This is a genomic window from Nocardia sp. NPDC050435, from assembly GCF_040655395.1.
Lineage (GTDB): Bacteria > Actinomycetota > Actinomycetes > Mycobacteriales > Mycobacteriaceae > Nocardia.
In genome coordinates this window covers 295738-322169 of sequence record NZ_JBFAJW010000012.1, presented here as the reverse complement: position 1 = coordinate 322169, position 26432 = coordinate 295738, and the positions used below count along the sequence as shown (strand labels likewise).

Annotated in this window: 22 protein-coding genes and 1 pseudogene; 16 read left to right on the top strand and 7 right to left on the bottom strand. The window is 69.9% G+C overall.

Annotation, left to right across the window (positions count from 1 at the left end; translation table 11 throughout):
- Nucleotides 1-150, top strand: a pseudogene (locus tag AB0I43_RS33200) (serine hydroxymethyltransferase); the annotation flags it as partial.
- 52 nt (nucleotides 151-202) lie between these two features.
- On the opposite strand, the gene AB0I43_RS33195 reads toward AB0I43_RS33200, so the two are convergent.
- The gene (locus AB0I43_RS33195) at nucleotides 203-604 is read right to left on the bottom strand and encodes a RidA family protein (protein WP_356981542.1); all 402 of its coding nucleotides are present in this window, start codon (nucleotides 602-604) and stop codon (nucleotides 203-205) included.
- 133 nt (nucleotides 605-737) lie between these two features.
- Between AB0I43_RS33195 and AB0I43_RS33190 the strand changes: the two genes are divergently transcribed.
- Nucleotides 738-1577 (top strand): helix-turn-helix transcriptional regulator, encoded by an 840-nt coding sequence (locus AB0I43_RS33190; RefSeq protein WP_356981543.1) that lies wholly within the window; start codon nucleotides 738-740, stop codon nucleotides 1575-1577.
- Between the two features lie 134 nt (nucleotides 1578-1711).
- Nucleotides 1712-2833 carry an NADH:flavin oxidoreductase gene (locus AB0I43_RS33185; protein WP_356981544.1) on the top strand — a complete coding sequence of 374 codons (1122 nt, stop codon included), beginning with the start codon at nucleotides 1712-1714 and terminating at the stop codon, nucleotides 2831-2833.
- A 38-nt stretch (nucleotides 2834-2871) separates the two neighbouring features.
- Here the strand turns inward: AB0I43_RS33185 and atzF are convergent, their stop codons facing one another.
- The 3 genes from atzF to AB0I43_RS33170 are packed head-to-tail and all read right to left on the bottom strand — an operon-like array spanning nucleotide 2872 to nucleotide 9209.
- Complete coding sequence (atzF, locus tag AB0I43_RS33180; RefSeq protein WP_356981545.1) at nucleotides 2872-4593, bottom strand: allophanate hydrolase; 1722 nt, start codon at nucleotides 4591-4593, stop codon at nucleotides 2872-2874.
- Nucleotides 4594-8493 (bottom strand): 5-oxoprolinase/urea amidolyase family protein, encoded by a 3900-nt coding sequence (locus AB0I43_RS33175; RefSeq protein ID WP_356981546.1) that lies wholly within the window; start codon nucleotides 8491-8493, stop codon nucleotides 4594-4596. It abuts the gene before it with no gap.
- A 2-nt stretch (nucleotides 8494-8495) separates the two neighbouring features.
- Nucleotides 8496-9209, bottom strand: coding sequence for a GntR family transcriptional regulator (locus AB0I43_RS33170; RefSeq protein WP_356981547.1), 714 nt, complete (start codon nucleotides 9207-9209; stop codon nucleotides 8496-8498).
- Nucleotides 9210-9734: 525 nt separating this feature from the next.
- Between AB0I43_RS33170 and AB0I43_RS33165 the strand changes: the two genes are divergently transcribed.
- Both AB0I43_RS33165 and AB0I43_RS33160 read left to right on the top strand, forming a co-directional pair.
- A complete protein-coding gene (locus tag AB0I43_RS33165) occupies nucleotides 9735-11249 on the top strand; it encodes a DUF222 domain-containing protein (RefSeq protein ID WP_357433256.1) in 1515 nt (504 codons plus the stop codon).
- A 554-nt stretch (nucleotides 11250-11803) separates the two neighbouring features.
- Nucleotides 11804-12799 carry an SMP-30/gluconolactonase/LRE family protein gene (locus AB0I43_RS33160; protein ID WP_356981392.1) on the top strand — a complete coding sequence of 332 codons (996 nt, stop codon included), beginning with the start codon at nucleotides 11804-11806 and terminating at the stop codon, nucleotides 12797-12799.
- On the opposite strand, the gene AB0I43_RS33155 is transcribed toward AB0I43_RS33160, so the two are convergent.
- Nucleotides 12784-14199 carry a short-chain fatty acyl-CoA regulator family protein gene (locus AB0I43_RS33155; RefSeq protein ID WP_356981391.1) on the bottom strand — a complete coding sequence of 472 codons (1416 nt, stop codon included), beginning with the start codon at nucleotides 14197-14199 and terminating at the stop codon, nucleotides 12784-12786. The genes AB0I43_RS33160 and AB0I43_RS33155 overlap by 16 nt on opposite strands.
- 154 nt (nucleotides 14200-14353) lie before the next feature.
- On the opposite strand from AB0I43_RS33155, the gene prpD reads away from it, so the two are divergent.
- The 5 genes from prpD (at nucleotide 14354) to AB0I43_RS33130 (ending at nucleotide 19466) form a co-directional block, all read left to right on the top strand.
- Entirely contained in the window at nucleotides 14354-15856 is a 1503-nt protein-coding gene (gene prpD, locus AB0I43_RS33150; protein WP_356981390.1) for a 2-methylcitrate dehydratase PrpD, read from the top strand.
- On the top strand, nucleotides 15856-16770 hold the full coding sequence (gene prpB, locus AB0I43_RS33145; RefSeq protein ID WP_356981389.1) for a methylisocitrate lyase: 915 nt from the start codon (nucleotides 15856-15858) through the stop codon (nucleotides 16768-16770). The genes prpD and prpB overlap by 1 nt, the downstream gene beginning before the upstream one ends.
- A complete protein-coding gene (locus tag AB0I43_RS33140) occupies nucleotides 16770-17888 on the top strand; it encodes a bifunctional 2-methylcitrate synthase/citrate synthase (RefSeq protein ID WP_356981388.1) in 1119 nt (372 codons plus the stop codon). Before prpB ends, AB0I43_RS33140 begins: the two co-directional genes overlap by 1 nt.
- Nucleotides 17889-17992: 104 nt before the next feature.
- On the top strand, nucleotides 17993-18799 hold the full coding sequence (locus AB0I43_RS33135) for a metalloregulator ArsR/SmtB family transcription factor (protein WP_356981387.1): 807 nt from the start codon (nucleotides 17993-17995) through the stop codon (nucleotides 18797-18799).
- Between the two features lie 79 nt (nucleotides 18800-18878).
- Complete coding sequence (locus AB0I43_RS33130) at nucleotides 18879-19466, top strand: dihydrofolate reductase family protein (RefSeq protein ID WP_356981386.1); 588 nt, start codon at nucleotides 18879-18881, stop codon at nucleotides 19464-19466.
- Between the two features lie 9 nt (nucleotides 19467-19475).
- Here AB0I43_RS33130 and AB0I43_RS33125 read toward each other — a convergent pair whose 3' ends face one another.
- Complete coding sequence (locus AB0I43_RS33125; protein ID WP_356981385.1) at nucleotides 19476-19913, bottom strand: hypothetical protein; 438 nt, start codon at nucleotides 19911-19913, stop codon at nucleotides 19476-19478.
- A 201-nt stretch (nucleotides 19914-20114) separates the two neighbouring features.
- Here AB0I43_RS33125 and AB0I43_RS33120 point away from each other — a divergent pair, with 201 nt between their 5' ends.
- The 5 genes from AB0I43_RS33120 to AB0I43_RS33100 all read left to right on the top strand — a co-directional run bounded on the left by AB0I43_RS33120 (nucleotide 20115) and on the right by AB0I43_RS33100 (nucleotide 24501).
- Nucleotides 20115-20996, top strand: coding sequence for an SDR family NAD(P)-dependent oxidoreductase (locus AB0I43_RS33120; RefSeq protein ID WP_356981384.1), 882 nt, complete (start codon nucleotides 20115-20117; stop codon nucleotides 20994-20996).
- 73 nt (nucleotides 20997-21069) lie between these two features.
- Nucleotides 21070-21681 carry a DUF998 domain-containing protein gene (locus tag AB0I43_RS33115; protein ID WP_356981383.1) on the top strand — a complete coding sequence of 204 codons (612 nt, stop codon included), beginning with the start codon at nucleotides 21070-21072 and terminating at the stop codon, nucleotides 21679-21681.
- 35 nt (nucleotides 21682-21716) lie between these two features.
- On the top strand, nucleotides 21717-22907 hold the full coding sequence (locus AB0I43_RS33110; protein WP_356981382.1) for a site-specific integrase: 1191 nt from the start codon (nucleotides 21717-21719) through the stop codon (nucleotides 22905-22907).
- Nucleotides 22908-23203: 296 nt separating this feature from the next.
- On the top strand, nucleotides 23204-24067 hold the full coding sequence (locus AB0I43_RS33105; protein WP_356981381.1) for a hypothetical protein: 864 nt from the start codon (nucleotides 23204-23206) through the stop codon (nucleotides 24065-24067).
- A 113-nt stretch (nucleotides 24068-24180) separates the two neighbouring features.
- The gene (locus AB0I43_RS33100) at nucleotides 24181-24501 is read left to right on the top strand and encodes a hypothetical protein (RefSeq protein WP_356981380.1); all 321 of its coding nucleotides are present in this window, start codon (nucleotides 24181-24183) and stop codon (nucleotides 24499-24501) included.
- Nucleotides 24502-24504: 3 nt separating this feature from the next.
- On the opposite strand, the gene AB0I43_RS33095 is transcribed toward AB0I43_RS33100, so the two are convergent.
- Nucleotides 24505-24924, bottom strand: a complete 420-nt coding sequence (locus tag AB0I43_RS33095; RefSeq protein WP_356981379.1) for a nitroreductase family deazaflavin-dependent oxidoreductase — start codon at nucleotides 24922-24924, stop codon at nucleotides 24505-24507.
- 234 nt (nucleotides 24925-25158) lie between these two features.
- On the opposite strand from AB0I43_RS33095, the gene AB0I43_RS33090 reads away from it, so the two are divergent.
- Nucleotides 25159-26430 carry a GAF domain-containing protein gene (locus tag AB0I43_RS33090; protein WP_356981378.1) on the top strand — a complete coding sequence of 424 codons (1272 nt, stop codon included), beginning with the start codon at nucleotides 25159-25161 and terminating at the stop codon, nucleotides 26428-26430.
- Nucleotides 26431-26432: the final 2 nt, after the last annotated feature.

Sequence of the window (26432 nt, the reverse complement as noted above, 5' to 3'; positions counted from 1 at the left end):
TTCGGCGACGCCGAGTTCACCGAGGTCGCCGACATCATCGCCGCCACCCTGGCCGGGGGCGACGTGGAGACCCAGCGCGCCCGGGTCACCAAACTGGCCCAGAGCGTGCCGCTGTATGACGGTCTGGAGGACTGGCGCCTGCTCGGCTGAGGCCACGGAAGCCGTTGTGGTGTGGCGCCTTTGCGAGCGCCACACCACCGGGTCACTCGCTGCCGGGAGCGAGCGCGATCACCTCGACCTCGATCTGCCAGTCCGGCTGAGCCAATCCGGCGACCTCCAGCAGGGTGTCGGCCGGATAGGGCTCGCTGAGGAATTCGGCGCGGAGTTCGAGGACCGCGGGGAGGTTCGCGGCCATGTCGCGCACGAAGATGCCGACCTTCACCACGTCGGCCAGCGTGGCGCCCGCGCGCGCCAGCACGGCCTCGACATTGCGGAAGGCTTGGCGGCCCTGGGCGTGGAAGCCGCCGGGCACGGTCTTGCCATCGGGGGTGAAACCGGCCTGGCCGGAGACATAGATCAACCCACCGGCCACGACGGCCTGGGAAATCCGGTACGCGCTGTACCAGTCGGGGTCGGTGGCGATCTTCTCGATGCGGGCGCTCATCGGCGGTCCTTCGTCCGTAGGTGTGGTGCGTTCGCAGCCAGTCTGCGCAGTGCCGTACCCCGGCGGACAGCCCCTGCGGAACCGATGACCACGAAACCTGGGTCTGGAAAACCTCCCTTTAGAATCGGCAGCCGTGGACAATGTTGAGCAAATAGGGGGATTCCTGGCCTCGCGCCGGGCGCGACTACGTCCCGAGGACGTCGGCCTGCCCTATTTCAGTACCCGGCGACGGGTGCCGGGCCTGCGCCGGGAAGAGCTCGCACAGGTCGCCGGCGTCAGCGCCGATTATTACGCCCGCCTGGAGCAGGGCCGGCTGGACAATGTCTCCACCACCGTGCTCGATGCCGTCGCAACCGCGCTGCAACTGAGTCCCGACGAGCGCGTCCACCTGCACAATCTGGCACGTCCGCCGCGTGCGGCCGAGCCCGGCGCGGCCGCTCCGCCGCGGTTGCGCCCCACCCTGCGGGTGCTGCTGTCCGCGCTCGACTCCGTGCCCGCCTACATCATCGGCCACCACACCAACCTGCTGGGCTGGAACCGGGCCGCAGAACTGCTGTTCGGCATCGATTTCGCCGCCTTGCCCGACGAACAGCGCAACTGGGCGCATCTGGTCTTCTCCGACCCGCGTGTCCGGGCGCTCTTCGGCGACCGGTACACCGAACTGGCCCGCCAGGTGGCCCGCGACTTGCGGCTGCAGATCGGGCACCGGCCCGACGACGCCGCCTTCGCCGCGCTGATCGATCGAATGTGTTCCAGCAGCACGCTGTTCGACGAGCTGTGGCGCAGCCATGACGTCAACGACGTGGCGTTCGGGACCTACCACATGCGCCATCCCGAACTGGGACCGATCGAGCTCGACTACGAATTCTTCACACTGGTGGCCGATCCCGGAGTTCGGGCGCTGGTGACCTATACCGCGATGCCCGGCAGCCACAGCGAGCAGGCGTTGCGCGGGCTCATCGACCGGGGCTAGCAAGGTAGGTCCACCGGAACCAGGTTCGGGGAACAGCGGTTCGTCAGGTGCTGGTCCGTTCGGGCGCGGTGGATGAGGCTCATCGGCGCACCGCGGCAACCGGCCGCGGGCATCCGAGACGAGGAGCTGCCACCTTGACCATCACCGAACACGATCTGGCCCACCCCGCGCTGGCGCCGTACCGGCTCGCGGGGCTGGCGCTGCGCAACCGCTTGGCGGTCGCCCCGATGACGAGGGTCTCGGCCACACCCGACGGCACGCCGACCGCGCAGATGGCCGAGTACTACGCCGACTACGCCGCGGGCGGATTCGGCCTGATCATCACCGAGGGCATCTACACCGACACCACCCACAGTCAGGGCTATTTCAATCAGCCGGGCCTGGCCACCGATCGGCAGGTCGAGGGCTGGCGGACGGTGACCGCGGCCGCGCGGGCCGCCGGGGCGACGATCGTCGCGCAGCTGATGCACGCGGGCGCGATCTCGCAGGGCAATGCGCACGGGTTCGAGACCATCGGGCCCTCGGCCGTGGTGCCGCGCGGGCAGATGATGGTCGACTACGGCGGCGTCGGCGGGGCGTGGGGCGCGCCCCGGGAGATGTCATCGCGGGATATCGAGGACGTGGTCGCCGGTTTCGCTGCCGCCGCCACGAATGCGCGGGCGGCCGGGTTCGACGGTGTCGAGTTGCACGGCGCGAACGGCTATCTGCTCGATCAGTTCCTCACCGATTACACCAATCAGCGCACCGACGAGTACGGCGGCCCGGTGGCGAACCGGATCCGGCTCACCGCGCGGATCCTGGACGAGGTGCGGGCCGCCGTGGGCGATTTCCCGGTCGGCGTGCGGCTGTCGCAGACCAAGGTCAACGACTTCACCTACCGCTGGCCCGGCGGCGAAGACGACGCGCGCGTGGTCTTCGCCGCCCTGCGGAACGCGAGCTACCTGCATATCGCCAGCGAGGGCAGGGATTTCATCGAGACGGCGCGTTTCCCGTCCGGGGCGACCATCACCCAGCTGGCGCGCGAGATCTCCGGGCGGCCGGTCGTGGCCAACGGCGGCATGCACGACCTCGGGCAAGCCGCCGACGTGCTCGCGGGCGGGCACGCCGACATGCTGTCGCTGGGTCGGGGCGCGCTCGCCAATCCGGATCTGCCGCACCGGGTCCGCACCGGCGCGGATCTGGCCGCCTTCGACTACGCGATGCTGCATCCGATGGCGACCCTGGACTCCGCCGCCGCGTGGCGTAGCCGGTCCTGAGTGCGGAGCCGGTCGCGCTCGCGAGCGCGACCGGCTCGTCAGTCGGCGCTCAGATATGCCTTCCAGCAACCGTAGTCGGTGATATCGGTGGCGGTGCCGGTGGCGTCGTGAGTGGCGGTGAAGCCGACCACCGAGCGGCCGTCCTCGAGCTCGATCGCGGTGAGGGCCATGGGGGCCGGGAGCGCGGCGAGGAAGCGGCCGAGGGCGGCCTCGGAGAGACGGAACAGTTCACCGGCGATCGGCGCGCCTCGCCCGGGGCCGGTGCGGACCAGGCCGGGTTTGCGGGGCGTGGTGTCCAGGGCGGTCAGGCGATAGGCGTCGGTGGTGCGGATGACCCCGGCGAAGCGGGCCCCGAGCTCTTCCAGCTGCCAGTGCAGGGGCTGCTCGCGCAGGTGCGCGCCGAACACGGCCAGCTCGACGCCCTTGTCGACGAACAGCGGTGCGGTCTCGCGCTGCTGGAGGCCCGCGGCGATATCGAGGGCCACCTGGTCGGCGAAAGCGGGAACCACCACCATTACTCCGAACGGTGTACCCGCCGCGGTGGGCGCTCCCGGGATGGCCACCGCGGCCAGATCGAGCAGGTTGCAGAAGTTGGTGTAGGTGCCGAGCCGGCGGTTGATCGTCACCGGATCGGCCTGCACCGCCGCGATTTCCGGGTGCTCGGTGGTGGTCGGCAGCAGTAACGCGTCGAACGGTTCGAACAGCTCCGCCGTGGCGTTCCTGGCGCGGGCGAGCGTGTCCAGGTCGGTGGCGAAGCCGGGTCCGGTCGCCGCACCCGCGGCCGAAATGATAGCCGCCACAGTCGGATCCGCGCCCGCCGGTGCGGTGGCCAGGAACTGGCCGACCGCCGCGTACCGCTCGGCGACGAGCGCGCCGTCGTAGAGCAGCAGCGCCGCGTCGAGCAGGACGCCGATGTCGACGGTGTCGATCTTGAACCCGGCGGCCAGCGCCGCCGCCACCGTCTTGTCGAACGCTAGGCGATACTCGGGACTGAGCGCGGCCAGATTCGCGGGCGCCGGAATCGCCAGCCGGGGTTCGCGCGGCGCGGCCAGGCGCACGTCGGCGGGCCAGGCCCGGCTGCGCGGATCGCGCCGGTCCGGCCCGGCCATGACCGCCGCGGCCCGGGTCGCGGTGTCGAGATCGGCGGCGAAGACGGTGACGGCGTCGTAGTCGGCGCACGCCGGGACCACGCCGTGCGCGGGGATCACGCCCAGGGTGGCCTTGAGACCGATCAGGTCGTGGAACGCCGCGGGCACGCGCCCGGAACCGGCGGTGTCGGTGCCGATTCCGATGTCGGCGATCCCCAGCGCGACCGCGGCCGCCGACCCGGAGCTGGAGCCGCCGGCGATCAGCTCGGGATGCGCCGCGTTGCGCACCGCGCCGTAGGGGCTGCGGGTGCCGACCAGGCCGGTGGCGAACTGGTCGAGGTTGGCCTTGCCGAGCACGATCGCCCCGGCCGCCGTGAGCCGGACGATGGCGGTGGCGGTCTCCTGCGGGGTGTAGGCGTATTCGGGGCAGGCGGCGGTGGTCGGCAGGCCCGCGACATCGATGTTGTCCTTGACCGCCACGAGAACGCCGGCCAGCGGCAGCGCCTCGCCGGCCGCGAGCCGCTCCTCGACGGCGGCGGCGTCGGCCAGCACATCGGCCTGCTCGCGCAGGGTGATCCACACCTCGGGCCGATCCACCTCGGCGACGCGGGCGAAGGCCGCACGGACGCGCGCGGTGGGCGACGCGCCGGTTTCGGTCTGGGGGGTGGTCATTCAGTCGACTCCGATCACGGCGAGAGGGGTTCCGGGTTCCACTGTGGCACCGGGCTTTGCGAGCACGCGCAGCACGGTGCCGGTAGCGGGACTCGGTATGGGCAGTTCGAGTTTCATGGCCTCGAGCACGGCTACCGGATCGCCTGCGGCGAGCCGGGTTCCGGGCTCGATGTCGACCCGCCAGACGTTGCCGACCATGGGCGCGGTGACGACCGTCGCCCCGGGCGGCAGATCGGCGAGCACGTCTGCGGCGGCACCGGCCACCGGCGGCGCGGCGACGGCGCGGTCGAATTCGCCGGCCGCCCGCCAGGCGCGTTTCTCGGCCTCGAACGCGGCGCTCTGCCGGGCTTCGAAGGCGGCGATCCCGCCGGCGTCGGCGGCGAGCATGCGCCGATGATCGGCCAGGGCGAAGCTGCCCTCGCCGACCTCGGCGTCGAACCGTCCGGCGCGGGCCGCGGCCCGGTGTTCCAGCAGCTGCTCGGGGGTGACGGGTTCCCACACGATGCGGTCGAAGAACCGGAACAGCCAGGGCGTGCCGTTTTCGAAGGGCGGGTGCTGCCGGTAGCTGGACCAGATCGGCACCGTGCGGCCGATCAGCTGATAGCCGCCGGGCGAGGCCATCCCGTAGACGCACAGGTATTTGCCGCCGATCCCGACCGCGTCGGCGGGCGTCCAGGTGCGCGCGGGGTTGTACTTGGTGGTGACCAGCCGGTGCCGGGGATCCAGCGGAACCGCCAGCGGCGCACCGAGATACACGTCACCGAGCCCCAGCACCAGGTACTCGGCGTCGAACACCACACGCCGCACGTCGTCGACGCTGTCCAGCCCGTTAACCCGCCGAATGAACTCGACATTCGACGGCAGCCACGGTGCGGTGTCGCGAATCCCGCTGCGGTAGCGGTCGATCGCCTCGGCGATGGACGGATCGTCGAAGGAAAGCGGCAGGCGGATGGTGCGGCTCGGCACAACCAGATCACCGGTGGCGGGCAGATCGTCCTCCAGCTCGGCGAGCAGCCCGAGCAGGCGGTGCTGAGCCAACTCGTCCGGATCGAAGTGGATATGCAACGACCGCACACCCGGAGTCACATCGACGATCCCCCGCGGCGCGGCCTCGCCCAGCGCCCGCGCCAGCGCGTGCACCCGCATCCGCAAGCCCAGATCCAGCACCCGCTCGCCGTACTCGACAAGGATGTTGTCGTCACCACCGCGCAGGTAGGCGACCGAGGGTCGGTCCGCCCCGGCCGCCGTCGACCGAAGGATGCCCCGATCGCGCAGCGCCGCGCCAGCGATGCTGCGCACCCGCGCGGCTGGCCCCGCTATTGCGGGCGCTCCGGCCGTGCCGCCCTCTGCTGCCCCCGCGATCGCGGACGCGCCGACAGCATCGCCGGGTGCCGCCCCCAAGATCGCCGACCCTCCGACAGCGCCACCGGATGCAGCCCCTTCGAACGCGGACGCTCCCACCGTGCCGCCGTGCGCCGCGCCCTCGACCGCCGACGCTCCGACAGCGCCGCCGCATTCGGCCCCGCCGATGTATTCAGCTCGATCCGGACCCGTCCGACCACCTGCCGCCACAGCCTCTACAAGCACCCCCGTGGCGCGAGCGGCGGTCGAGCCACGCAGCGCTGCCGCCGTCTGGTCATCGATCGGCAGAAATCGCACGGTGTCGCCGGGGCGCAGCTGACCCAGCTTCCAGCGGTGTGCCGAGACGACGGTCAGCGGGCAGGCGAAGCCGCCCAGGCTGGGGCCGTCGGGGCCGAGCAGGATCGGGGTGTCACCGGAGACGTTCAGCGCGCCGACGCTGTAGGGGTTGTCGTGCAGGTTGGACGGGTGCAGGCCCGCGTCGCCGCCGTCGGTGCGGGAGAATTCGGGTTTGGGGCCTTCCAGGCGGATACCGGTGCGGTTGGCGTGGCCGCCGACGCGCCAGGGCTGCTCGTAGAACTGCGCCATGTCGGCGTCGGTGAAGTAGGCGGGCGCGGTCTGCGGGCCCTCACCGACCGCAAGCTGCCAGTTGTGAGTGAAATCGGGGCGATGGGCGACCGGTACCGAAGTCGGCGCGGCCGAATCCGGCGGCACGGCAACGATACCGAGCACATCGCCGTCGGCGACGGCCCTGCCGGTGACACCGCCGAAGCCGCCCAGGGTGAACGTCGACGCGCTGCCGTGATAGCGGGGCGCGTCGACGCCGCCGCGGATCGCGAGATAGGTGCGCAGACCCGCGTCCGCCGGTGCGCCGATGTCCAGGACAGCGCCCGACTTCAGAGCGACCGGTTCCCACATCGGCACCGGCTCGCCGTCCACGGTCACGGGCGCGGGCGCACCGGTGACGCAGATCGTCGCCGCGCCGGAGAACCGCAGGCGCGGTCCGTGCAGCGTGCACTCCAGTCCCGGTGCCGAATCCGGATTCCCGACCGCGGTGTTGGCCAGTGCGAACGACAGGTCGTCCATCGGCCCCGAGGGCGGAATGCCGACCTCCCACAACCCGATTCGGCCGGGTCGATCCTGCACGGTGGTCATCGTGCCCGCGCGCAGCACATCCATGCGCCGCCCGGCCCAGCCGAGCTCGGCGAGTGTGCCGGTGCTGTGTTCGGCGGCGCGCACGATCGGTGCGGTGGCGGCCGCGCGCAGTTGCGGCAGATTAGTCTGCACGCCGTACACATGGGTGTCGGCAAGGGCCGCGGTCAGCTTCGTCAGCGCCTGCTCGCGCGTCGCGCCGTGCGTGACGACCTTGGCGAGCAGCGGATCGTAGAACGCGCTGACCTCGGTACCGGTATCGATCCAGGTGTCCACGCGCGCATCGGCGGGAAACACCGCCGACGTCACCAGTCCGGCGCTGGGCCGGTAGTCGTGCACCGGGTCCTCCGCATAGACCCGGGCCTCCACGGCCCACCCGTTCGGCGCGGGCCCACTGTCGGGAACGCCGTCGAGCAGGCCGGTGTCGCCGCCCGCCAGCCGCAGCATCCATGCGACCAGATCCACGCCGGTGACCGCCTCGGTGACCGGATGTTCCACTTGCAGACGGGTATTCATCTCCAGGAACGAAGCCGCACCACGGTCGATGTCGTAGACGAATTCGACGGTGCCCGCGGAGCGATAGCCGACCGAGCGACCCAGTGCCCGTGAGGTGGCCAGCAGTTCGGCGGTGAGTTCCTCGGACAGCCCCGGAGCGGGCGCTTCCTCGATCACCTTCTGGTTGCGCCGTTGCAGCGAACAGTCACGGGTGCCGAGGCTGACGACCCGGCCCGATCCGTCGCCGAACACCTGCACCTCGACGTGGCGGGCACGCGCGACGAACCGCTCCAGGAACACTCCCGCCGAGGAGAAGTTCGCGGCGGCCAGGCGCTGCACACGCTCGTAGGCCGAGCGGAGTTCAGCGGCGTCCGAACAGGCTTGCATGCCGATCCCGCCGCCCCCGCCGACGGCCTTCACCATCACCGGGTAGCCGATCCGCTCCGCCTCGGCGACCGCGTGCTCCGCCGATTCCAGGATTCCGCTGCCCGGCACCAGCGGCACGCCGACGGCGCGAGCGGCCTCGCGTGCGGTGTGCTTGTCGCCGAAGACGCGCAGTTGCTCGGGGGTCGGGCCGACGAACACGAGTCCGGCCGCGGCGACCGCGGCGGCGAAATCGGCGTTCTCGGAGAGAAATCCGTAGCCGGGATGGATCGCGCCCGCGCCCGTGGCGAGCGCGGCCTCGATCACCAGGTCGGCCCGCAGATACGAGTGCGCGGCCGGACCCGGTCCGAGCCGGATGGCCGCGTCCGCCATTCGGACGTGCGCCGCACCCAGATCGGCGTCGGAGTAGACCGCCACCGATTTCAGCCCGAGGGTCCGGGCGCTGCGCATGACCCGGCAGGCGATCTCGCCGCGGTTGGCGATCAGCACGGTGTCGAAATTCAGGCTCATGGCTACTCCTGCTCGGTCGCCATGGACATGGCGACGATGGCGCGGGTGACGCGGTCCAGCACGACGTCGAGGGATTCGCCGATGTGCACGCGCAGGAGGTCGTAAGCGCGCGGAAGATCACCGGCGAGAACGGCGTCCAGGATGGCGAGGTGTTCGGCGATGGTCACCTCGATCCGGTTGTTGATCATGAAGTCGTACATCCGCACATGCCGGATCCGGGCGTTCACCGCGACCAGGGCGCGGACCAGTTCGCCGTTGCCACCCGCCGAGAGCAGCGCGACGTGGAACTCCTCGTCGACGACCACGAACCCGGGCTCCTGCGCGGGCGGGTCGGCTCGCAACGCCAGCCAGCGCTGCCGCTCCAACTCCAGCAGCTCGCGATCGTGCACCACCTCGGGGTTGCCGATCGCGCGCTGAATACCGGCCAACTCCAGCGTGATTCGCAGTTCGTAGAGGTCGCGCACCTTCGGGATGCTGGGCCGCACGGCGCTGAAGCCGATCTCCTCGCGCTGGAGCAGCCCGTCGGCGCACAGCATGGCGAGGGCCTCGCGCACCGGTGTTCGGGAGATGCCGAATCGCGCCGAGATCTTCGGCTCGGTCAAGCGGTGGCCGAATTTGACCTGACCGTTCATCAGTTCGTCTCGGAGCACGGTGTAAACGGTGTCGCGCAGGTGTTTTCCGGTGGTCGTCGCACGTGTACCCGGTGGTGTCGACATGGCTGTAGACGCTATGGACCTGCTATTTCCGGGTCGTCACGCTAGGTAACCGCTGAGTTAGGAAGTGCTCACACGTGGAGCGTCTGGAAAGGTCTCTGGGGTACGGCGTGGAAAACCAACCATGCCGGGCACGCCGGGAGCCCTACCGGACCTACCAATCACCACAACACGAACACTCGACGCGTCTCCCCGCCCCGCTGTGGTCCCGTTTCAGGACCCCCATGAAACCCATTGATTCTTCTTCTCATCGATCTCTGAAACCGGACCACAGCGGGGCACCCACGACCACTTCCACCATTCGCTTCCCACTGCGGCAGGTAAGTCCGGTAGGGCTCCCCACGCGCCCAGCACATTCGGTTCCCGCCCGGGTCAGCCACAGACACACGCGCCCAGGTTCACCGTCGAGCACGCGTCAGCAAAACCCTTGTGTTGTCAGCGTTTTCACAAACACACCGAATGTGAACAGATCGAATTCAGACCCCACACGCGATAGCGAACCGCTCTCGACAACGATAGAATTGGCACATGCGTTCGAGCAGCGAACCCAGCCCCGAAACCTCGATGACCGCCCCCCACCCCGTCGCGATCACCGACCCGCTGCTGAGCGCCGCCACCGACCTCACCACCACCACCGTCACCCACCTCACCGACGAGCAAACCCTGCACGCACTCCGCGATCTCGAACAAGCCCGCCGCATGCTCGATTCCTTCGCCCACGCCCTGATCGTGCGCGCCAGCGAAGGCGGCCTACCCGCCCGCACCGGTACCGGCACCCTGCCCAAACTCCTCATCCACACCCTGCGGATCTCCCACCCCGACGCCACCGCCCGCGTCGCCGCCGCCCGCACCCTCGGCACCTGGCACGACCTCACCGGAACAGAAGTCGAACCCCACCACCCCGCAACAGCCGCCGCCCAAACCGAGGGCGCCATCTCCACCGACCACGCCCGCGCGATCGCGAAGATCCTGCACAAAATCCCCGGCACCACCAGCAACCCCGATTTCGCCGCCGCCGAACACATCCTCGCCACCGCCGCCCGCGACGTCCACCCCGAAGACCTCACCACTATCGGCCGCGACATCCTGGCCCGCCTCGACCCCGACGGCCGCCTCAGCACCGACCGCGACCACCAACGCCGCCGCAGCCTGCGCCTGGGCAAACAACAACCCGACGGCATGTCCACCCTCACCGGCGAAATCACCCCGACCCTGCGAGCCCTGCTCGAACCCGTTTTGGCCAAACTCGCCCGCCCCGGCATGAACAACCCCGACGACCCACACAGCCCCCACGGCAGCGACGACCACATCGACCGCGACGTCCTCGACGCCGCCGCCCGACGAGACACCCGCAGCACCGGTCAACGCACCCACGACGCCCTGCAAGCTTTGCTGTCCCCCAACGTCGACACCGCGGCGCTGGGCACCCACCGGGGATTGCCGGTCTCCACGATCCTGACCCTCTCGGTCGCCGAGGTCGAGGCCGCAGCCGGGGTCGCGACCACCGCCACCGGCGGCACCGTCCCCCTCACCGACGCCCTCGAGCTGGCCCAGCAAGGGTTGCCGTGGCTGATGGTGTTCGACCACGCCGGTGTCCCTTTACATTTGGGGCGCACCAAACGCCTCGCTACCCCAGCTCAGCGGCTCGCGTTGATCGCTGCGCTGCGTGGTTGCAGCCGACCCGGATGCGACGCACCGGCCAGCCTGTGCGCGGTCCATCATGTGCGCGATTGGCGCGAGGACGGCAGTACCGACATCGAGAACCTGACCCTGGCCTGCGACCGCTGCCACGCGATGGTCCACGACGGACCAGGCGGCTGGAAAACAGTCACCCTGGACCAGGATTCCCAGTTCCCGGGCCGCACCGGCTGGATCGCCCCACCCCACATCGACCCCACCGCCACCCCACGCGTCAACCACCGCCACCACACCAGCGAACTACTCGCCACCACCCTGGCCCGCATCCACGAACAACGAACCCAGGAACGCGAACAACGCCAGCGGTGGCTATCCAGCCACACGCGAGATATCCGCGCGGCCTGAACTCCAAATGCCCGCCGGGCAGTTCGAGCCGAGCGGTGTAGCGGGTTGAGCCCAACCTGGTGCTCGCCCGCTGCAGGCATCACCGCACCTCCAGCTCCGCAGCATCGCCAAACCCCAGGCGCACGAGTTGCACTGGCTGCCGAAGTAGCGCGAGATCATCGCCGGACCTGGCCTGGTCGAACCGCATTGACCGTCCGGGCCTGAGCGAGGATCGCCGCACAACGGGATCGCAAGTCTGTCGACACCCTCATCGGGTTCGAATCCCTCACGTAGCATCCACGGTCGGTACGCGAACAAAACGGCCGACCCGGGCGTGCACTGAATCGACCACGCTGCGAGCGGCGCGACGGCAGCTGCCGAACACGTCTGCGAGCGGCGCGGTGAGGGCGGTGCCGAACACCCGAGGAGCTCGATGGCAAACGCTGCGCCCGGTGTCGCGCGCTCCGCGTGCTGGGGGCCGGACGCGCCAACCCGACCGAGCCGTTCGTGCCCTATGCGTCGCAGTCCGCACCACTCGGCTGACCCGGGGCGCCGTTGCGGTATTAGATGGACCGATGAGGATGCAGCCCCGGCGCTGGACGCCGCCCAAGGCGACGGCACGCGCGCACGAAAACCACAGCACGCCACCGATGCCGCCGCTGACGCGGCTCGAGGTGCCTGGCGAGGGCCCGGAGGATGTGGTGCTCGCGCCTGACGGCAGGGTGATCGCGGGGCTTGCGAACGGCGCGGTCGTCGCGGTCGATCCGGCCGACGGCGTGGTCGAGGAGATCGCGCATACCGGTGGGCGACCGCTCGGCCTGCACGCCGAGCCCGACGGGTCGCTGCTGATCTGCGACGCCGAGCGCGGGCTGCTACGGCTGGACCGGCCGGGTGGGCAGCTCGAGCAACTGGTCGGCGCGGTCGAGGGCGTCGCGCTGAACTTCGCCAGCAATGTCGTCGGCGATGGGGACACCGTCTATTTCTCCGAGTCCACCCGGCGCTGGAAGCTCGGGGAATACATGGGCGACATGGTCGAGCATTCCGAGACCGGTCGCCTGTTGCGCCGCGCGCCGGATAAAACGGTCGAAACCCTGGTCGACGGATTGAAGTTCGCGAACGGCGTCGTGCTCGCCCCGGACCGCTCGTGTGTGCTGGTGGCCGAGACCGGCGGCTACCGGATCACCCGCTTCTGGCTGTCCGGGCCGAAGGCGGGCACGCACGACCTGTTCGCCGAGAACCTGCCCGCCTTCCCGGACAATATGAGCCTGGGCAGCGACGGCCTGGTCTGGGTGGCGCTGGTGTCGCCGCGAAATCCGCTGCTGGACACGCTGCTTCCGCTGCCGCCGGTGCTGCGGCAGCTGGTCTGGGCGATTCCGGATCGTCTGCAACCCAAGCCGGGGCGCACGGTGTGGGTGCAGGCCTTCGACTTCGACGGCGCCCTGATCCACGACCTGCAACGCGAGGGCACCGACTACGCCATGGTGACCGGCGTCGCCGAACGGGACGGCGTGCTGTACCTGGGCAGCCTGAGCGAATCGGCGATCGCCGTCACCCGCTACGACGGCACGTAGGGGATATTGAGGGAGCTGTTGTCGTCGACCCGGATCGGCCGGCCCAGCTGCGGGAAGGCGCGCTGTGCGCAGCCGGTGCGCTCACAGACTTTGCAGCCCGCCCCGATCGGCACCGCGGTGCGCGGGTCGTCGACCGGCAGGCCGTGCGAGTACACGAGTTTGTCGGCGTAGGCCAGGTCGCAGCCCAGCCCGATGGCGAAATCCCGTTTCGGCGCGAGATATCCGGGCGTCTTCTCGTCGGTGGTGCGCGCCAGCCACAGGTAGTTGCGCCCGTCGGGCATCTGCGCGATCTGGGTGCGGATGCTGCCGGGCGTGGCGAAGGCGTCGTGCACCACCCACAGCGGGCAACTGCCGCCGACGCGGGAGAAGTGGAAAGCGGTGGCGGACTGCCGCTTCGAGATGTTCCCGGCGCGGTCGGTGCGCACGAAGAAGAACGGCACCCCGCGCTTGCCGGGCCGCTGCAGCGTGGACAGCCGGTGACAGACCGTCTCGAAGCCGACCTCGAACTTGGCGGCGAGCAGTTCGATGTCGTAGCGCAGGGTTTCGGCCGCGTCCCGGAACTGGGTGTAGGGCAGGATCAGCGCACCGGCGAAATAGTGGGCGAGGCCGATGCGCAGCAGCCCGCGCGCGTGCTCCGGCATGGTCTCGGCCTGTTCGATCAGCGCGGCGACGACCGGCCCCTGGGTCAGGAACGCCAGCTGCGTGGCCAGCTGGAATGCGCGCTGTCCGGCGCTGAGCCGCCGGGCGAGGGTCAGCACCTGCGCGTCCGGGTCGTAGACGCGCTTGGGCCCCGGGTGATCAGGGTCGTCGGTGCGGATCGCCACAGCGATGCCGTGCTGTTCGCGCAGCAGCCGGGTCAGTTGCAGGTCCAGCCCGCCCAGGCTCAAGCCGTTGCGCGCGAACAGGTCCTCGGCCGCGAGGTCGAGTTCGGGGATGTGGTTGCGCCGATCGTAGAAGTAGTCGCGGACATCCTCGTAGGGCATGGCCGCGCCGGATTCGGTGACGGCTCCGTCGATTCCGGCCGCCACCCGTTCCATCTGCTCGGTGGCGCCGCGCAGGCGGCGATGCAGTCCGACCAGCAGCCGCGCGGCCGCCGGGACGCGGGCCACCAGGTCGTCCATCTCGGCGGTGGTGATGCTCGCGCCTTCGGGGTCCTCGGCGAAGACGTCCTGCAGGTCGGCGATGAGCCGGGCGTCGGTGTCGGCGGCGAAGAATCCCATATCCAGATCGAAGCGGGCGTTCAGGCGCAGCAGCACCGGCACCGTCAGCGGGCGCTGGTCGTGTTCCAGCTGGTTGATGTAGCTCACCGATAGCTCGAGCGCCTTGGCCAGCGCGGACTGGGACAGACCGCGCTGGTCGCGCAGCGCCCGCAGGCGCGCTCCCGCATACATCTTCTGCACCCGGCCAATCTAGCAACTCTGACTTACACAACTTTCACAAAATCACAGGCCGGCTTCCACAAAAATAGGCATTTGCGGGGTGTTTCCGGCGGCAATCCGCGTGTGTAGCGTGCGAAATGTACCGCCGACACCGACGCCTGGGAGGGCACCGACCGTGCAGAATCATCTCGTCCGCACCCATCGATCCGCGGAGCACTTCCCCCGCGAGCAGCATCTCGCGTGGCGCATCGCCGAGGTCGCGGCCGATCCGGTGGCGGTTGCCCCGGAGACCGAGGAGATGATCGTCAACCGGATCATCGACAACGCGGCCGTCGCCGCCGCCTCGCTCACCCGCCGCCCGGTCACCAACGCCCGCGCCCAGGCACAGACCCACCCCTACACCCCGGGCGCGACCGTCTTCGGTGTCGAGGGACGCTTCTCCCCGGAGTGGGCGGCGTGGGCCAACGGCGTCGCGGTCCGCGAACTCGACTTCCACGACACGTTCCTGGCCGCCGAGTACTCGCATCCCGGCGACAACATCCCCGCGATCCTGGCCGTCGCCCAGCACACCGGCCGCTCCGGGCGCGACCTGATCCGCGGCCTGGCCACCGGTTACGAGATCCAGGTCGACCTGGTGCGCGGAATCTGCCTGCACGAGCACAAGATCGATCACGTCGCCCACCTGGGCCCCTCGGCCGCCGCGGGCATCGGCACGTTGCTCGGCCTGGACACCGAGACCATCTACCAGGCCATCGGCCAGGCGCTGCACACGACGACCGCCACCCGGCAGTCCCGTAAGGGCGAAATATCCAGCTGGAAGGCCTACGCGCCCGCCTTCGCCGGAAAGATGGCCGTCGAGGCGGTGGACCGGGCGATGCGCGGGGAGGGCGCGCCGTCGCCGATCTGGGAGGGCGAGGACGGCGTGATCGCCTGGCTGCTCGGCGGCCCGAAGGCGGAATACACGGTGCCGCTGCCCGGTCCGGGTGAGGCCAAGCGCGGCATTCTCGACACCTACACCAAGGAGCACTCGGCCGAATACCAGAGCCAGGCCCCCATCGATCTGGCGTTCCGCCTGCGCGAGCGCATCGGCGACCTGAGCCAGATCGCCTCGATCGTGCTGCACACCAGCCACCACACCCACTACGTGATCGGCACCGGCTCGGGCGATCCGCAGAAGTTCGACCCCCAGGCGTCGCGGGAGACCCTGGACCACTCGATCATGTACATCTTCGCGGTCGCGTTGCAGGACGGCGCCTGGCATCACGAGCGTTCCTACGCTCCCGAGCGCGCCCAGCGCCCCGACACGATCGAGTTGTGGAACAAGATCTCCACCGCCGAGGACGCGGAGTGGACGCGGCGCTACCACTCCACCGACCCGAACGAGAAGGCTTTCGGCGCGCGCGCGGAGGTCACGCTGAAGAGCGGCGAGGTCATCACCGACGAGCTGGCGGTCGCCGATGCGCATCCGCTGGGCGCGCGCCCGTTCGCGCGCGAGCAGTACATCGCGAAGTTCCGCACCCTGGCCGAGGGTGTCATCGAATCCTCCGAGCAGGACCGCTTCCTCGAGGTGGTCCAGCGCGCGGGCGAGCTGTCGGCGCAGGAGCTGTCGGAGCTCACGTTCACCGTCTCCGCCGACGTGCTCGCCCGCGCGCCCAAGTCCCCGCAGGGGCTGTTCTGATGGGCGGGCTGCTCGCGGCGGCCAACTCCGCCGCCGACAAGCGCGCGGCGTTCAAAGCCGGCCTGGCCTCCGGCCAGATCCAGCGTTTTCCGGGTGCGTTCAATCCGTTGGTGGCGAAGCTGATTCAGGAGATCGGCTTCGAGGGCGTCTATGTCTCCGGCGCGGTGCTCTCGGCGGATCTGGGTCTGCCCGATATCGGCCTGACGACCCTGACCGAGGTGTCGGGTAGAGGCCAGCAGATCGCCCGGGTGACCGAGTTGCCGGTGCTCATCGATGCCGACACCGGTTTCGGTGAGCCGATGAGCGCGGCCCGCACCGTCACGGTCATGGAAGATGCCGGGATCGCGGGCCTGCACCTCGAGGACCAAGTCAACCCCAAGCGCTGCGGTCATCTCGACGGCAAGGCCGTGGTCCCCGCCGAGGAGATGGTGCGCCGTCTGCGCGCCGCAGTCGCCGCGCGGCGGGATCCGAACTTCGTGATCTGCGCCCGCACCGACGCGGCGGGGATCGAGGGTATCGACGCCGCCATCGACCGCGCGAAAGCCTATGCCGACGCGGGCGCGGACCTGATCTTCACCGAGGCGCTGCACACTCCGGCCGACTTCGAGAAGTTCCGGGCGGCGGTCTCGATTCCTTTGCTGGCCAACATGACCGAGTTCGGCAAGTCCGAACTGCTGTCGGCGAAGACGCTGGAGTCGATCGGGTACAACGCCGTGATCTATCCGGTGTCCACACTGCGGTTGGCGATGCATGCGGCTGAGGTGGGCCTGCGCGAGATCTTCGAGCAGGGCACGCAAGCAGGGCTTTTAAACCAGATGCAGCATCGCAGCCGCCTCTACGAGCTGCTGCAGTACGAGCGCTACAACGAATTCGATTCCGACATCTTCAATTTCACTCTGGGAAGGAACCAGTGATGACCGAGACCGCGGCCATCTACAAAGGTCTCGCCGGTGTCGTCGTCGACACCACCTCGATCTCGAAGGTGGTGCCGGAAACCAACTCCCTGACCTACCGCGGCTACGCGGTGCAGGACTTGGCGGCGAAATGCGGCTTCGAGCAGGTCGCCTACCTGCTCTGGTACGGCGAATTGCCCGATCACACCCAGCTGGCGCACTTCCTGCAACAGGAGCGCGCCGCCCGCCGCGTGGATCGCTCGCTGCTGTCGCTGGTCGCCAAGCTGCCCGAGAACTGCCATCCGATGGACGTGGTGCGCACGGCGATCAGCTACCTCGGCGCCGAGGATCCGCTCGAGGACGACAACTCGCCGAAGGCCAACCGCGCCAAGGCGTTGCGCATGATGGCCGTGCTGCCCACCATCGTGGCGGCCGATCACCGCCGCCGCCACGGCCTGGACCCGATCGCGCCGCATTCGCACCTGGGTTTCGCGGAGAACTTCCTGAACATGTGCTTCGGGAAGGTCCCGGCTCCGGAGTTGGTCAAAGCGTTCGAGGTGTCGCTGATCCTCTACGCCGAGCACAGCTTCAACGCCTCCACCTTCGCCGCCCGCGTGGTCACCTCCACGCTGTCCGATATCTACAGTGCGGTCACCGCCGCGATCGGCGCGCTCAAGGGTCCGCTGCACGGTGGCGCGAACGAGGCGGTCATGCACGACATGCTCGAGATCGGCGATCCCGCCCTGGCCGAGGAGTGGATGCGCAACAAGCTGGCCAAGAAGGAAAAGGTGATGGGCTTCGGCCACCGGGTCTACAAGAACGGTGATTCCCGGGTGCCGACCATGAAGCAGGCCTTCCTGGACGTCGCCGCCGTGACCGACGGCGGCAAGTGGGTGCAGATGTACGAGATCCTCGAAAAGACCATGAACGAGGCCACCGGCATCAAGCCCAACCTCGATTTCCCCACGGGCCCGGCCTATTACCTGCTCGGCTTCGACATCGAGGCGTTCACCCCGATCTTCGTGATGAGCCGCATCACCGGCTGGACCGCCCACATCATCGAGCAGGGCGAATCGAACGCCCTGATCCGCCCGCTGAGCGAATACGTCGGCGTGCCACCACGTTCCGTCGTCGCCTGACGAGCCTCTGTATCTGCGGCCCCGCACCGAATCGGTGCGGGGCCGCGGTCGCTTCCAAAGATATTCCTTGACTTGAATATTCACCGTAGTGAATACTTCTGGCCATGGACCGGATCGCAGCAGCCCTCGGCGACAGCGCACGGTGGCGCATCGTCGAGCTCCTCACCGAACGGCCCCGCTCGGTCGGTGAGTTGGCCGAGCTGACCGGGCTGCGGCAGCCCCAGACCACCAAGCATTTGCAGACCCTCGCGCGTGCGGGCCTGGTCACCGTGTTCCCGCTCGGCCAGCGTCGGGTGTACGCCGTCGAGGCCGAGCCGCTGCGGGAATTACGGCAGACATTGGATCAGCTGCTCGAAGCCATCCAGGCCACCGCGGGTGAGCGCGATGCCGTAGCCCGCTACCGCGCCGCGATCGACGCCGAGACGGCCCGCGCCGACCGCGAACGCTGGGCCGACGGCCGCGCCTTCGACTTCGACCGGGCGCTGCCCGCCGCACCCGAGCTGGTCTGGCGGTACTGGTCCGACCCGGCGCTGCTCGAATCCTGGTGGGCTCCAGCCCCGATGATGATCACCGCCTGCGGGATCGAGCCCCGGCCCGGCGGACGCGTCGTGCTGGATTACCGCGACGCCGAAGGGCAGCACTACCGCTCCGAGGGCACCGTGCGCGCCGCCGCCCGGCCCGAGCGCCTGGAATTCGATCTCTCCGTCCTCGACGACGCCGGCGCGATCTCGTTCACCGCCCACTACGCGCTGTCACTCGCCGCCGCCCAGGGCGGCACCCACCTGCGCCTGAGCCTGTCCATCACCGAAACGACCGTCGCGGCGGTCCCCTACATCGCCGGCATCGACACCGGCTGGGGCCAAGTTCTCGACAACTTACACGCCGCGATCGAAAAGAACGCACAGCGATGAAAACCACGCCCGGTTTCCCTGGGCCACAGCGACCTTACGACCCGCCCCTACGACCTACCCGGAAAGGTAGTGCACAGCCATGACCCGTCTCGTCACCGCCAATATCAACCTGACCCTCGACGGCCGCTACAGCGGGCCCGCCGGCCCGAACGACCTGGGCGCGATCGTGCGCTACGCCACCGGCGAGGTAGCCCGCGAACACATGACCCGGCTCTGGGAGAACGCCACCACCGCGGTGCTCGGCCGCGCGAACGCGGAGGGATTCCTCGGTTACTGGCCCACCGTCGCCGCCGACGAGAACGCCGATCCGCGCGACCGCGGGTACGCCAAGTGGCTGGTCGACACCGAGAAGGTCGTCTTCTCGAACACGCTCACCGAGGCCCCCTGGGAGCGCACCCGCCTGGTGCGGGGTTCGGTGCCCGAGGTCGTGTCCGAGCTGAAAGCGGAAGCGGGCGGCGACATCCTGATCAACACCAGCTCCAGCCTGATCCGGCCGCTGCTGGCGGCAGACCTGCTCGATCGGCTCTATCTGATGATCACGCCGGAGATCGCCGGCGGCGGCGCGCGCCTGTTCGAGGACGGCCTGCCCGCCACGCGCTGGCGCCTGGTCCGGCAGGACACGGGCGAACTGGGTGAACTCGCGATGATCTACGACCGCGCGCGCTGAACCACCGGCTCAGGGCACCAGCAGATACCACTCGGTGAAGGTGCCCTGCATCGGCCAGCTGGCGGCCATGATCTTGGCGGGACCCATGCCGACGAACAGGTCGACGGTGACGACCTCGCCGGGCGCGGCGCCGGTGTGCACGTACACGTTCTGATGCCGCGCGCCCGCCGACCCGACCCAGCCGAGCGAGACCTGGTTGCCACAGGGCCCGCTCAGGTAGCCCAGCGGCCGCACATGCGCCCGGACGAATCCCGGCCGCTGCGGCGCGGCCTCTACCGCGATATTGATCGACCCGGCGCAGAAATTCGCGTTGCCGAAGTTGAAGAGGGTGGTGCCGAAGGGCGCCCACTGCGGGAGCGGATCCGCCTGCGCCGGCGCTGCGCCGAGAACCAGCGCTCCCGTTCCCGCCGCCGCCATGAGCACCGCTGCCATCTGCCGAACCATCATCAGTGGATGTCCTTCCCGCATAACGACACTCGTGACGGTACTACCGTTGCGAGGCTGATGTGGACGATTGATCGACATCGGGCATGGATGTGCTGATGCTCGATCGGCCGAATTCCATGTCAGTTCGTACAGGGACCGACATCCGCAGGTGCGGCGGGCGTAGCTTGAGAGGAGTTCGATTCCCGCTCCGAAGGGGCAACTATGACCACCATGGTAATGACCGGCGGCACTTCGGGATTCGGGGCGATCACCGCCGAGCGGCTACAGGGCGGCAGCGCCCGGGTCCTGCTGGGCGGGCGTGCCGGAGCCGGGGTGCTCCCGCTGGATCTGGCAGAGCTGGATTCGGTGCGCCGCTTCGCCGCCGCGGTGCGGGACGAACTGGGCGAGACCCCGATCGACGCGCTGATCCTCAACGCGGGCGTGGTCCGGCCCGATGCCGAGGGCCGGACCGTGGACGGCCTGGAGACCACCTTCGCGGTCAACCATCTGGCGCACTACCTCCTGCTGCGCGCCCTGCTGCCCGCCCTCGCCCCGGACGCGATCGTCACCCTGACCACCAGCGGCACCCACGATCCGGCCACCGGGGCGGGCCTGGTCACGCCCCGGCACGCCGACGCCGAACTGCTGGCCCACCCCGAACGCGATCCCGACCGCGACACCAAGCCAAGCGACGCGGGCCAGCACGCGTACACCGCGTCCAAGCTGTGCGCGGTGCTGACGGTACGCGCGCTGGCCGAACGCCACCCCGGACTCACCGTCCTCGCCTACGACCCCGGGCAGGTCTTCGGCACGGGCCTGGCCAAGGATCTGGCGCTCCCGCTGCGCGTCGCCTGGAAGGTGCTGGGCACCCCGGTGGGCGCGCCGGTCCGCCGGCTCAGCCCCACCCGCAACACCCGCCACGCCGCCGGAAACGCCTTGGCCGACCTCGTCTTCCGGCTCGAACCGCCGCCGGAGGGCCACACCTACGCGGCGCTGCGGCGCGGAAAGCTGGCGTGGACCGAGCCGTCCGTACTCGCCCGCGACGACAAACTGGCCGCCACCCTGTGGGCCGACAGCGCCCGCCTGGCGGGCCTGCCCGAGTGACCGCGACGGCCGTTCGCGCCGGAACTCGCCGATCCGCAACACCTTCCGGGCTCACGATCTCATAGTTGACGGCATGACGAAGGTGAGCCGCTGGTGCGGCCTCCTCATGGGGCCGCTGTTCCTCGTCGCGTTCCTGATCCTGGGCGCGGTGCGGGACGGATACAACCCGGTGCGGCATCCGGTGAGCGCGTTGTCGCTCGGGCCATGGGGCTGGACGGCCGATGTCGTCTTCGGCGGCTGCGGCGTACTCGGACTGGTCTTCGCGGCCGGGCTGTGGCGGGCGGGCCGTCTCGTCATCGCGATCCTGGTGGGGCTGTGGGCCATCGGGCTGCTGGGGCTGGCGCTGTTCGACACCGATCCGGTCAGCGGGTATCCCCCGGGCGTGCCGCCGCCCGCGGACACCACCCTGCACAGCACGCTGCACAACGTGTTCTCGGTCCTGGTGCTGATCGGTCTCACGGCCGCGTGTGTCGTGTTCGCGGGCGATCGAGGCTGGCTGTGGCTGGGGTATTCGCTGGCCTCGGGCCTGGTGTTCGGTGTGGCGTTCATGGTGGCGGGCAGCGGATTCGCGCAGGCGCCGAACCTGGTGGACACCGGCGGTCTCTGGCAGCGGATCGCGATCGTCGCCGGCTGGACCTGGCTGACGGTGCTGGCGTTCCTATCGAAGGAGCTGTCCAGCGCCTAGGGTTGGACCGCGACCATGGACGGAAAGGTGGTGCGGTGGAAGCGGTACCGGAGCTGGTGCGCAACGAGCTGCGCCGCGGCGTGCGCAGCGTGCTCGTGGACGCGGCGGCGTTGCGGCTGGTGCGGGAACGGTTCGACGACGTGCAGGCGGGATCGCTGCGCCGCTACCTGGAGGCCTCGCAGTCGGCGAACACGTTGCGCGCCTACCGCACCGACTGGATCGCCTGGGCCGGGTGGTGCGCCGCCGAACAGCGCCAGGCGCTGCCCGCCGACGCACTGGACGTGGCGGTGTACCTCGCGGCCGCCGCGGACGCGCGCCGCGAGAACGGCGACTGGGCCTTCGGCCCGGCCACCCTGGAACGCAAGTCGGCCGCGATCGCCGCGGTGCACGCGGCCAACGGGCTGCCCTCGCCGACCCGCTCGGATGTCGTCCGGCTGACCTTGCGCGGCATCCGGCGCACCCGCCGCACCCCGCCCACCCGCAAGCGCCCGGTGCTGCTGCACACCCTGGACCAGCTGCTGGCCGGGCTGCCCGAACCGGGCTGGCCCACCGGCCCCGCACGCCGTCGTGACGCGCTGGCCCTGCTGATCGGCTTCGCCGGCGCGCTGCGCCGCAGCGAACTCGCCGGGCTACGCCTGGCCGACGTGCGGGTGCACGTCGATCACGGCACCGGCGAGCCGCTGCTGCTGGTGCATTTGCCGACCACCAAGACCGACCCGACCGGCGTCGCCGAGCAGCGCGTCGCGCTCCCGCGCGGTCAGCATCCGCGCACCTGCCCGGTCTGCGCCTTCGCCGATTGGGTTCGGCTGCTGGAAATCCAGCACGACGCGGGCACGCCCGGGGTCCGCGCGCGGCTCGCCGAGGCACCGGCGGGCGACCCCGCGATCCACCGCTGCCACGGCTTCACCGGCACCGCTTTGACCGAAAACCCGGACCTGCCACTGTTTCCCACCATCACCCGGCACGGCGGCATCGGCGCCGAGGCCATGTCCGGGCGCGCGGTCGCCGAACTCGTCAAGCGCTATGCCGCCCGCGCCGGGCTGGATCCGGACCTGTTCTCCGGGCACTCGCTGCGGGCCGGTTTCGCCACCCAGGCCGCGCTGGGCGGCGCGTCCGACCGCGAAATCATGCGCCAGGGCCGCTGGACCAATCCGCGCACGGTCCACAATTACATTCGCACCGCGAATCCACTCGAGGACAATGCGGTCACCAAACTCGGCCTGTGATCAATCAATTTTTTTCCGCACCGATCCGGTTGTGACGTCGTGATGTGCGGCGAATTGTGCGCTATCGGGTGAATCGCTCGGTGGACAAGCCTTCTACCAGCTGGTTCAATCTTTGAGGTACGGGCTTTTCAGATTGACTGGGCCTTGGATCACACAAGGCCGATGCCTCCGCCGCCGCGACCGGCCCCTTCGGCCAGCGGCCACAGCACCAGGGATCACAAGCCATGCCGCTCAGCTCCACGCCTTCGGAAGAAACCATTCGCGCCGCGCTCGAAATGGCCCGTGAAGCACCACTGATGAACGGCATACTGCCGTGGAATTGGTGGCTCGACGGCGCCGCACTACACATCCGGCTGGACGAAGCCCAGATCCGGGCGACCGAAGATCCCGCGCTGCGGCGGGTGATGCTGCTCGGGAACGGCGCCGCGCTCCATCATCTGAGCACGGCGCTCACCGCCTTCGGCTGGGCCAGTGACATCACCCGGCTGCCGGACCCGGTCGACCCGAACTATCTCGCGATCCTGCACCTCACGCCCTACACCGCCACACGCGACGAATTCAGCCTGGCGGGCGCGATCTTCCACCGCAAATCCCAGCACCACCACCGGTTCCGCCGCTGGGAGATGCCGCCGAACCTGATCCGCTCGATCCGCGGCAGCACCAACGGCACCCGGGCGGCCGCGCGGCACGTCCCCGACACCCTGCGCCGCGACCTGGCCGGCGCGTACCGCGCGGCGGCCGAGACCCGCAACGAATACGGCGAGTTCCTCGCCGGCGTCGGCGACCGGGTCGACCAGCGCGACCCGGGCGGCGAGCCGCCCGCGCCCCCGCTCGAACCCACTTTCGCCGACCCCTTCCCGGACCGTCGCCCCGATGCCGCCGAACTGCTCGTGCTCTGCACCCCCGGCGACGATCGGGCCGCGCATCTGAGCGCCGGCATCGCCGCCAGCTCGATCCTGCTCACCGCGACCCGCAACGGCCTGGCCGGCGCACTGCTCACCCAGACCATGAAGGTGCCGGAGGTCCGCTCCGGGGTGCGCGACAGCGTGCTCTACGACTGCGCCTACCCGCACGCGCTCATTCGCGTCGGCCGCCCCGTGAACTCCGAGGCCGGTCGCGGCTACGTCCGGGCGTTTCCCGGCCTGGACGCTGCGATCTGATTCGGTCGGGAGAGGCTGCGCGGCAGGCGGTTTCGACTGTGTCGTCGAGGATTTCGGCGGTCGCGTACCGGCAGGTGTAGGCCGGCGCGGCCAGATCCGTCTACGCTTGGCTCATGACCGCGCGCTCGGTCTCGCTCTGGAGTCGAGACGGCCTGAACATCACCGCGAGCCTGCGCGATTCCGGGGCCCTGGTCATCGAGGGCCAGCATCTGAGCCGCGGCGGCGAATATGAGTACACGATCACCGTCGACGCCGCCAAGGTGCCGTTCGTGCGGCAGGCCCTCGGCGGGAAACCCGACACGGACGTGCTGGAACTGCTCGCCGCCAACGCCGCATCCATCGTGCACCAGGGCGAGAAGTCCTGGCTCGAGAGCCTGGGCATCACACCCGAGTTCTGGTCACACGGCGACTGGCGCGACACGGCCGGCGAATAGCCCTCAGCTGGGCCGCAATTCGAAGATCCGGAACCGGCGCCCACCCGCCAGCTCCGACTCCATCCGGTAGCCGGGCCAGAACGCCACGGCCCGATCCCAGGCACGCTGCCGCTCCGCCCCGGTGACCTCGGTGACCGCCGCCGGGGCGCAGTCGCCGCGGTAGCAGACCCGCGCCTGCTCCGCCGCGCGCAGATTCGCCGACCACACCGGGTGTTTCGCCCGCCCCCAATTGGATCCGAGGACCAGGAACCGGTCACCTTCGGGCACCGCGAGCAGGGAGGTCGTGCGCGGCACGCCGGTCTTGCGCCCGGGCACCGTCACCTGCACCGACGGCAACCCGGCCACGTCCAGGATCCCCTTGCGTCCCTTACTGATCCGGCGCACACCGCATTCCAGGCGCACCACCGCGGGTGCGGTGCGCATGACCCACGGACGCTGAGCCAGACGGCGAGCAACTCGGGCTAATGGATTGCGCATACCGGACGAGTTACCCGTCGGCGTCGATCCACACCTGCTTTTCCGCGTGACGATCGTCGCGTCCGGCCGGGCCGCCCTGTGATTCGGAACCCGCCCCGCAGCCGGTACGGTTCTCCAGCAAGGTGGCGCCTCGTCGAGGTGCGGGTGCTCAGGCACAGATCCACGAACGAGAGGCGCACGATGACAACGCCGGCCGACCCGCAGCCGACCGTCGCGAAGTATCCAGCGGAGCACGAACTTCGCACGCTGTTCGGCCCGTCCGTCACCGTGTTCTCGACGCTCACCGGGCCCGCGCACCTGGTGAAGACGGCGAACTCGGCCTTCCTCGAGGCGACCGGCGCGCCTACGCCGCACACCGGGGTCCCACTGGCCGAGCTGGTGCCCGCGCTCGCCACGGCCGGTGTCATCGCGGCACTGGACGACGCCTACCGCACCGGCAGTGCGCAGAGCGCCACCGACGTCCCGCTGCTGCTGGGCGCGCCCGCCCGCGAAGCCTGGTTCGACTTCGGCTTCGAACCGCGCCGCGACGCCGCGGGCGCGGTGACCGGCATCCAGCTGATCGGCGTGGAGACCACCCAGGTCAAGCACGCCCAGCGTTTGCTGGCCGAGCAGCGCGCCCTGGTCGAGCAGATCGCCCGGCAGGCGCCCCTGACCGAGGTGCTGGACGGCATGGCCCGCAGCATCGAAAGCCTCTCGCCGCAGCAGGTTCTGGTGTCCGTGCTGCTCGCTGACCCCGACGGGCGGCATCTGCGGCACGGCGCCGCACCCAGCCTGCCCGAGTTCTACAACGAGGCCATCGACGGCATCGCCACCGGCGAGGGCGTCGGCTCGTGCGGCACCGCCGCGCATCGGCGCGCGCCGGTCGTGGTCACCGATATCGGCGTCGATCCGTTCTGGGACGATTTCCGGGAACTGGCCGTGCGGGCGGGCCTGGCCGCGTGCTGGTCGACGCCGATCCTGGCCCGCGACGGCGGTCTGCTGGGCACCTTCGCCATGTATCACCGCGAGCCGCGCGTGCCGGGCGACAGCGATCTGGCCATGGCCGCCATCTTCGCGGAAACGGCGGCGCTGGCCATCGAACGCCACCACATCGAACAGGCGCAGGCGGCGGCGGAAGCCCAGGCCGCGGCCGCGCGCGACGAGCTGGCCCGGGCCCTGCGGGTCGAGCACGAACTGCGCGCGGAAGCCGAACAGCGCGCCGAGGCCGCCGCCGAACTCGCCGCCCGCATCCGCGCCGCGGCCTCGGCTCAGGCCGAGGCGCCGCACCCCGAGCAGTGCCGGCTGGGCGGTCCCGAGGGCTGCACCGCGCGCGCCGAGATCAAGATCGCCGATTCCTGGGGCGATTCGGCCTGGGGCTGCCCCGATCACGTCGAGGAGGCCATCCTCAATGTGCGCTCGGTCTTCATCGCCAGCGAGGAGCTCGGCGGCCTGGCGGCATATGTGAATCGCTGACG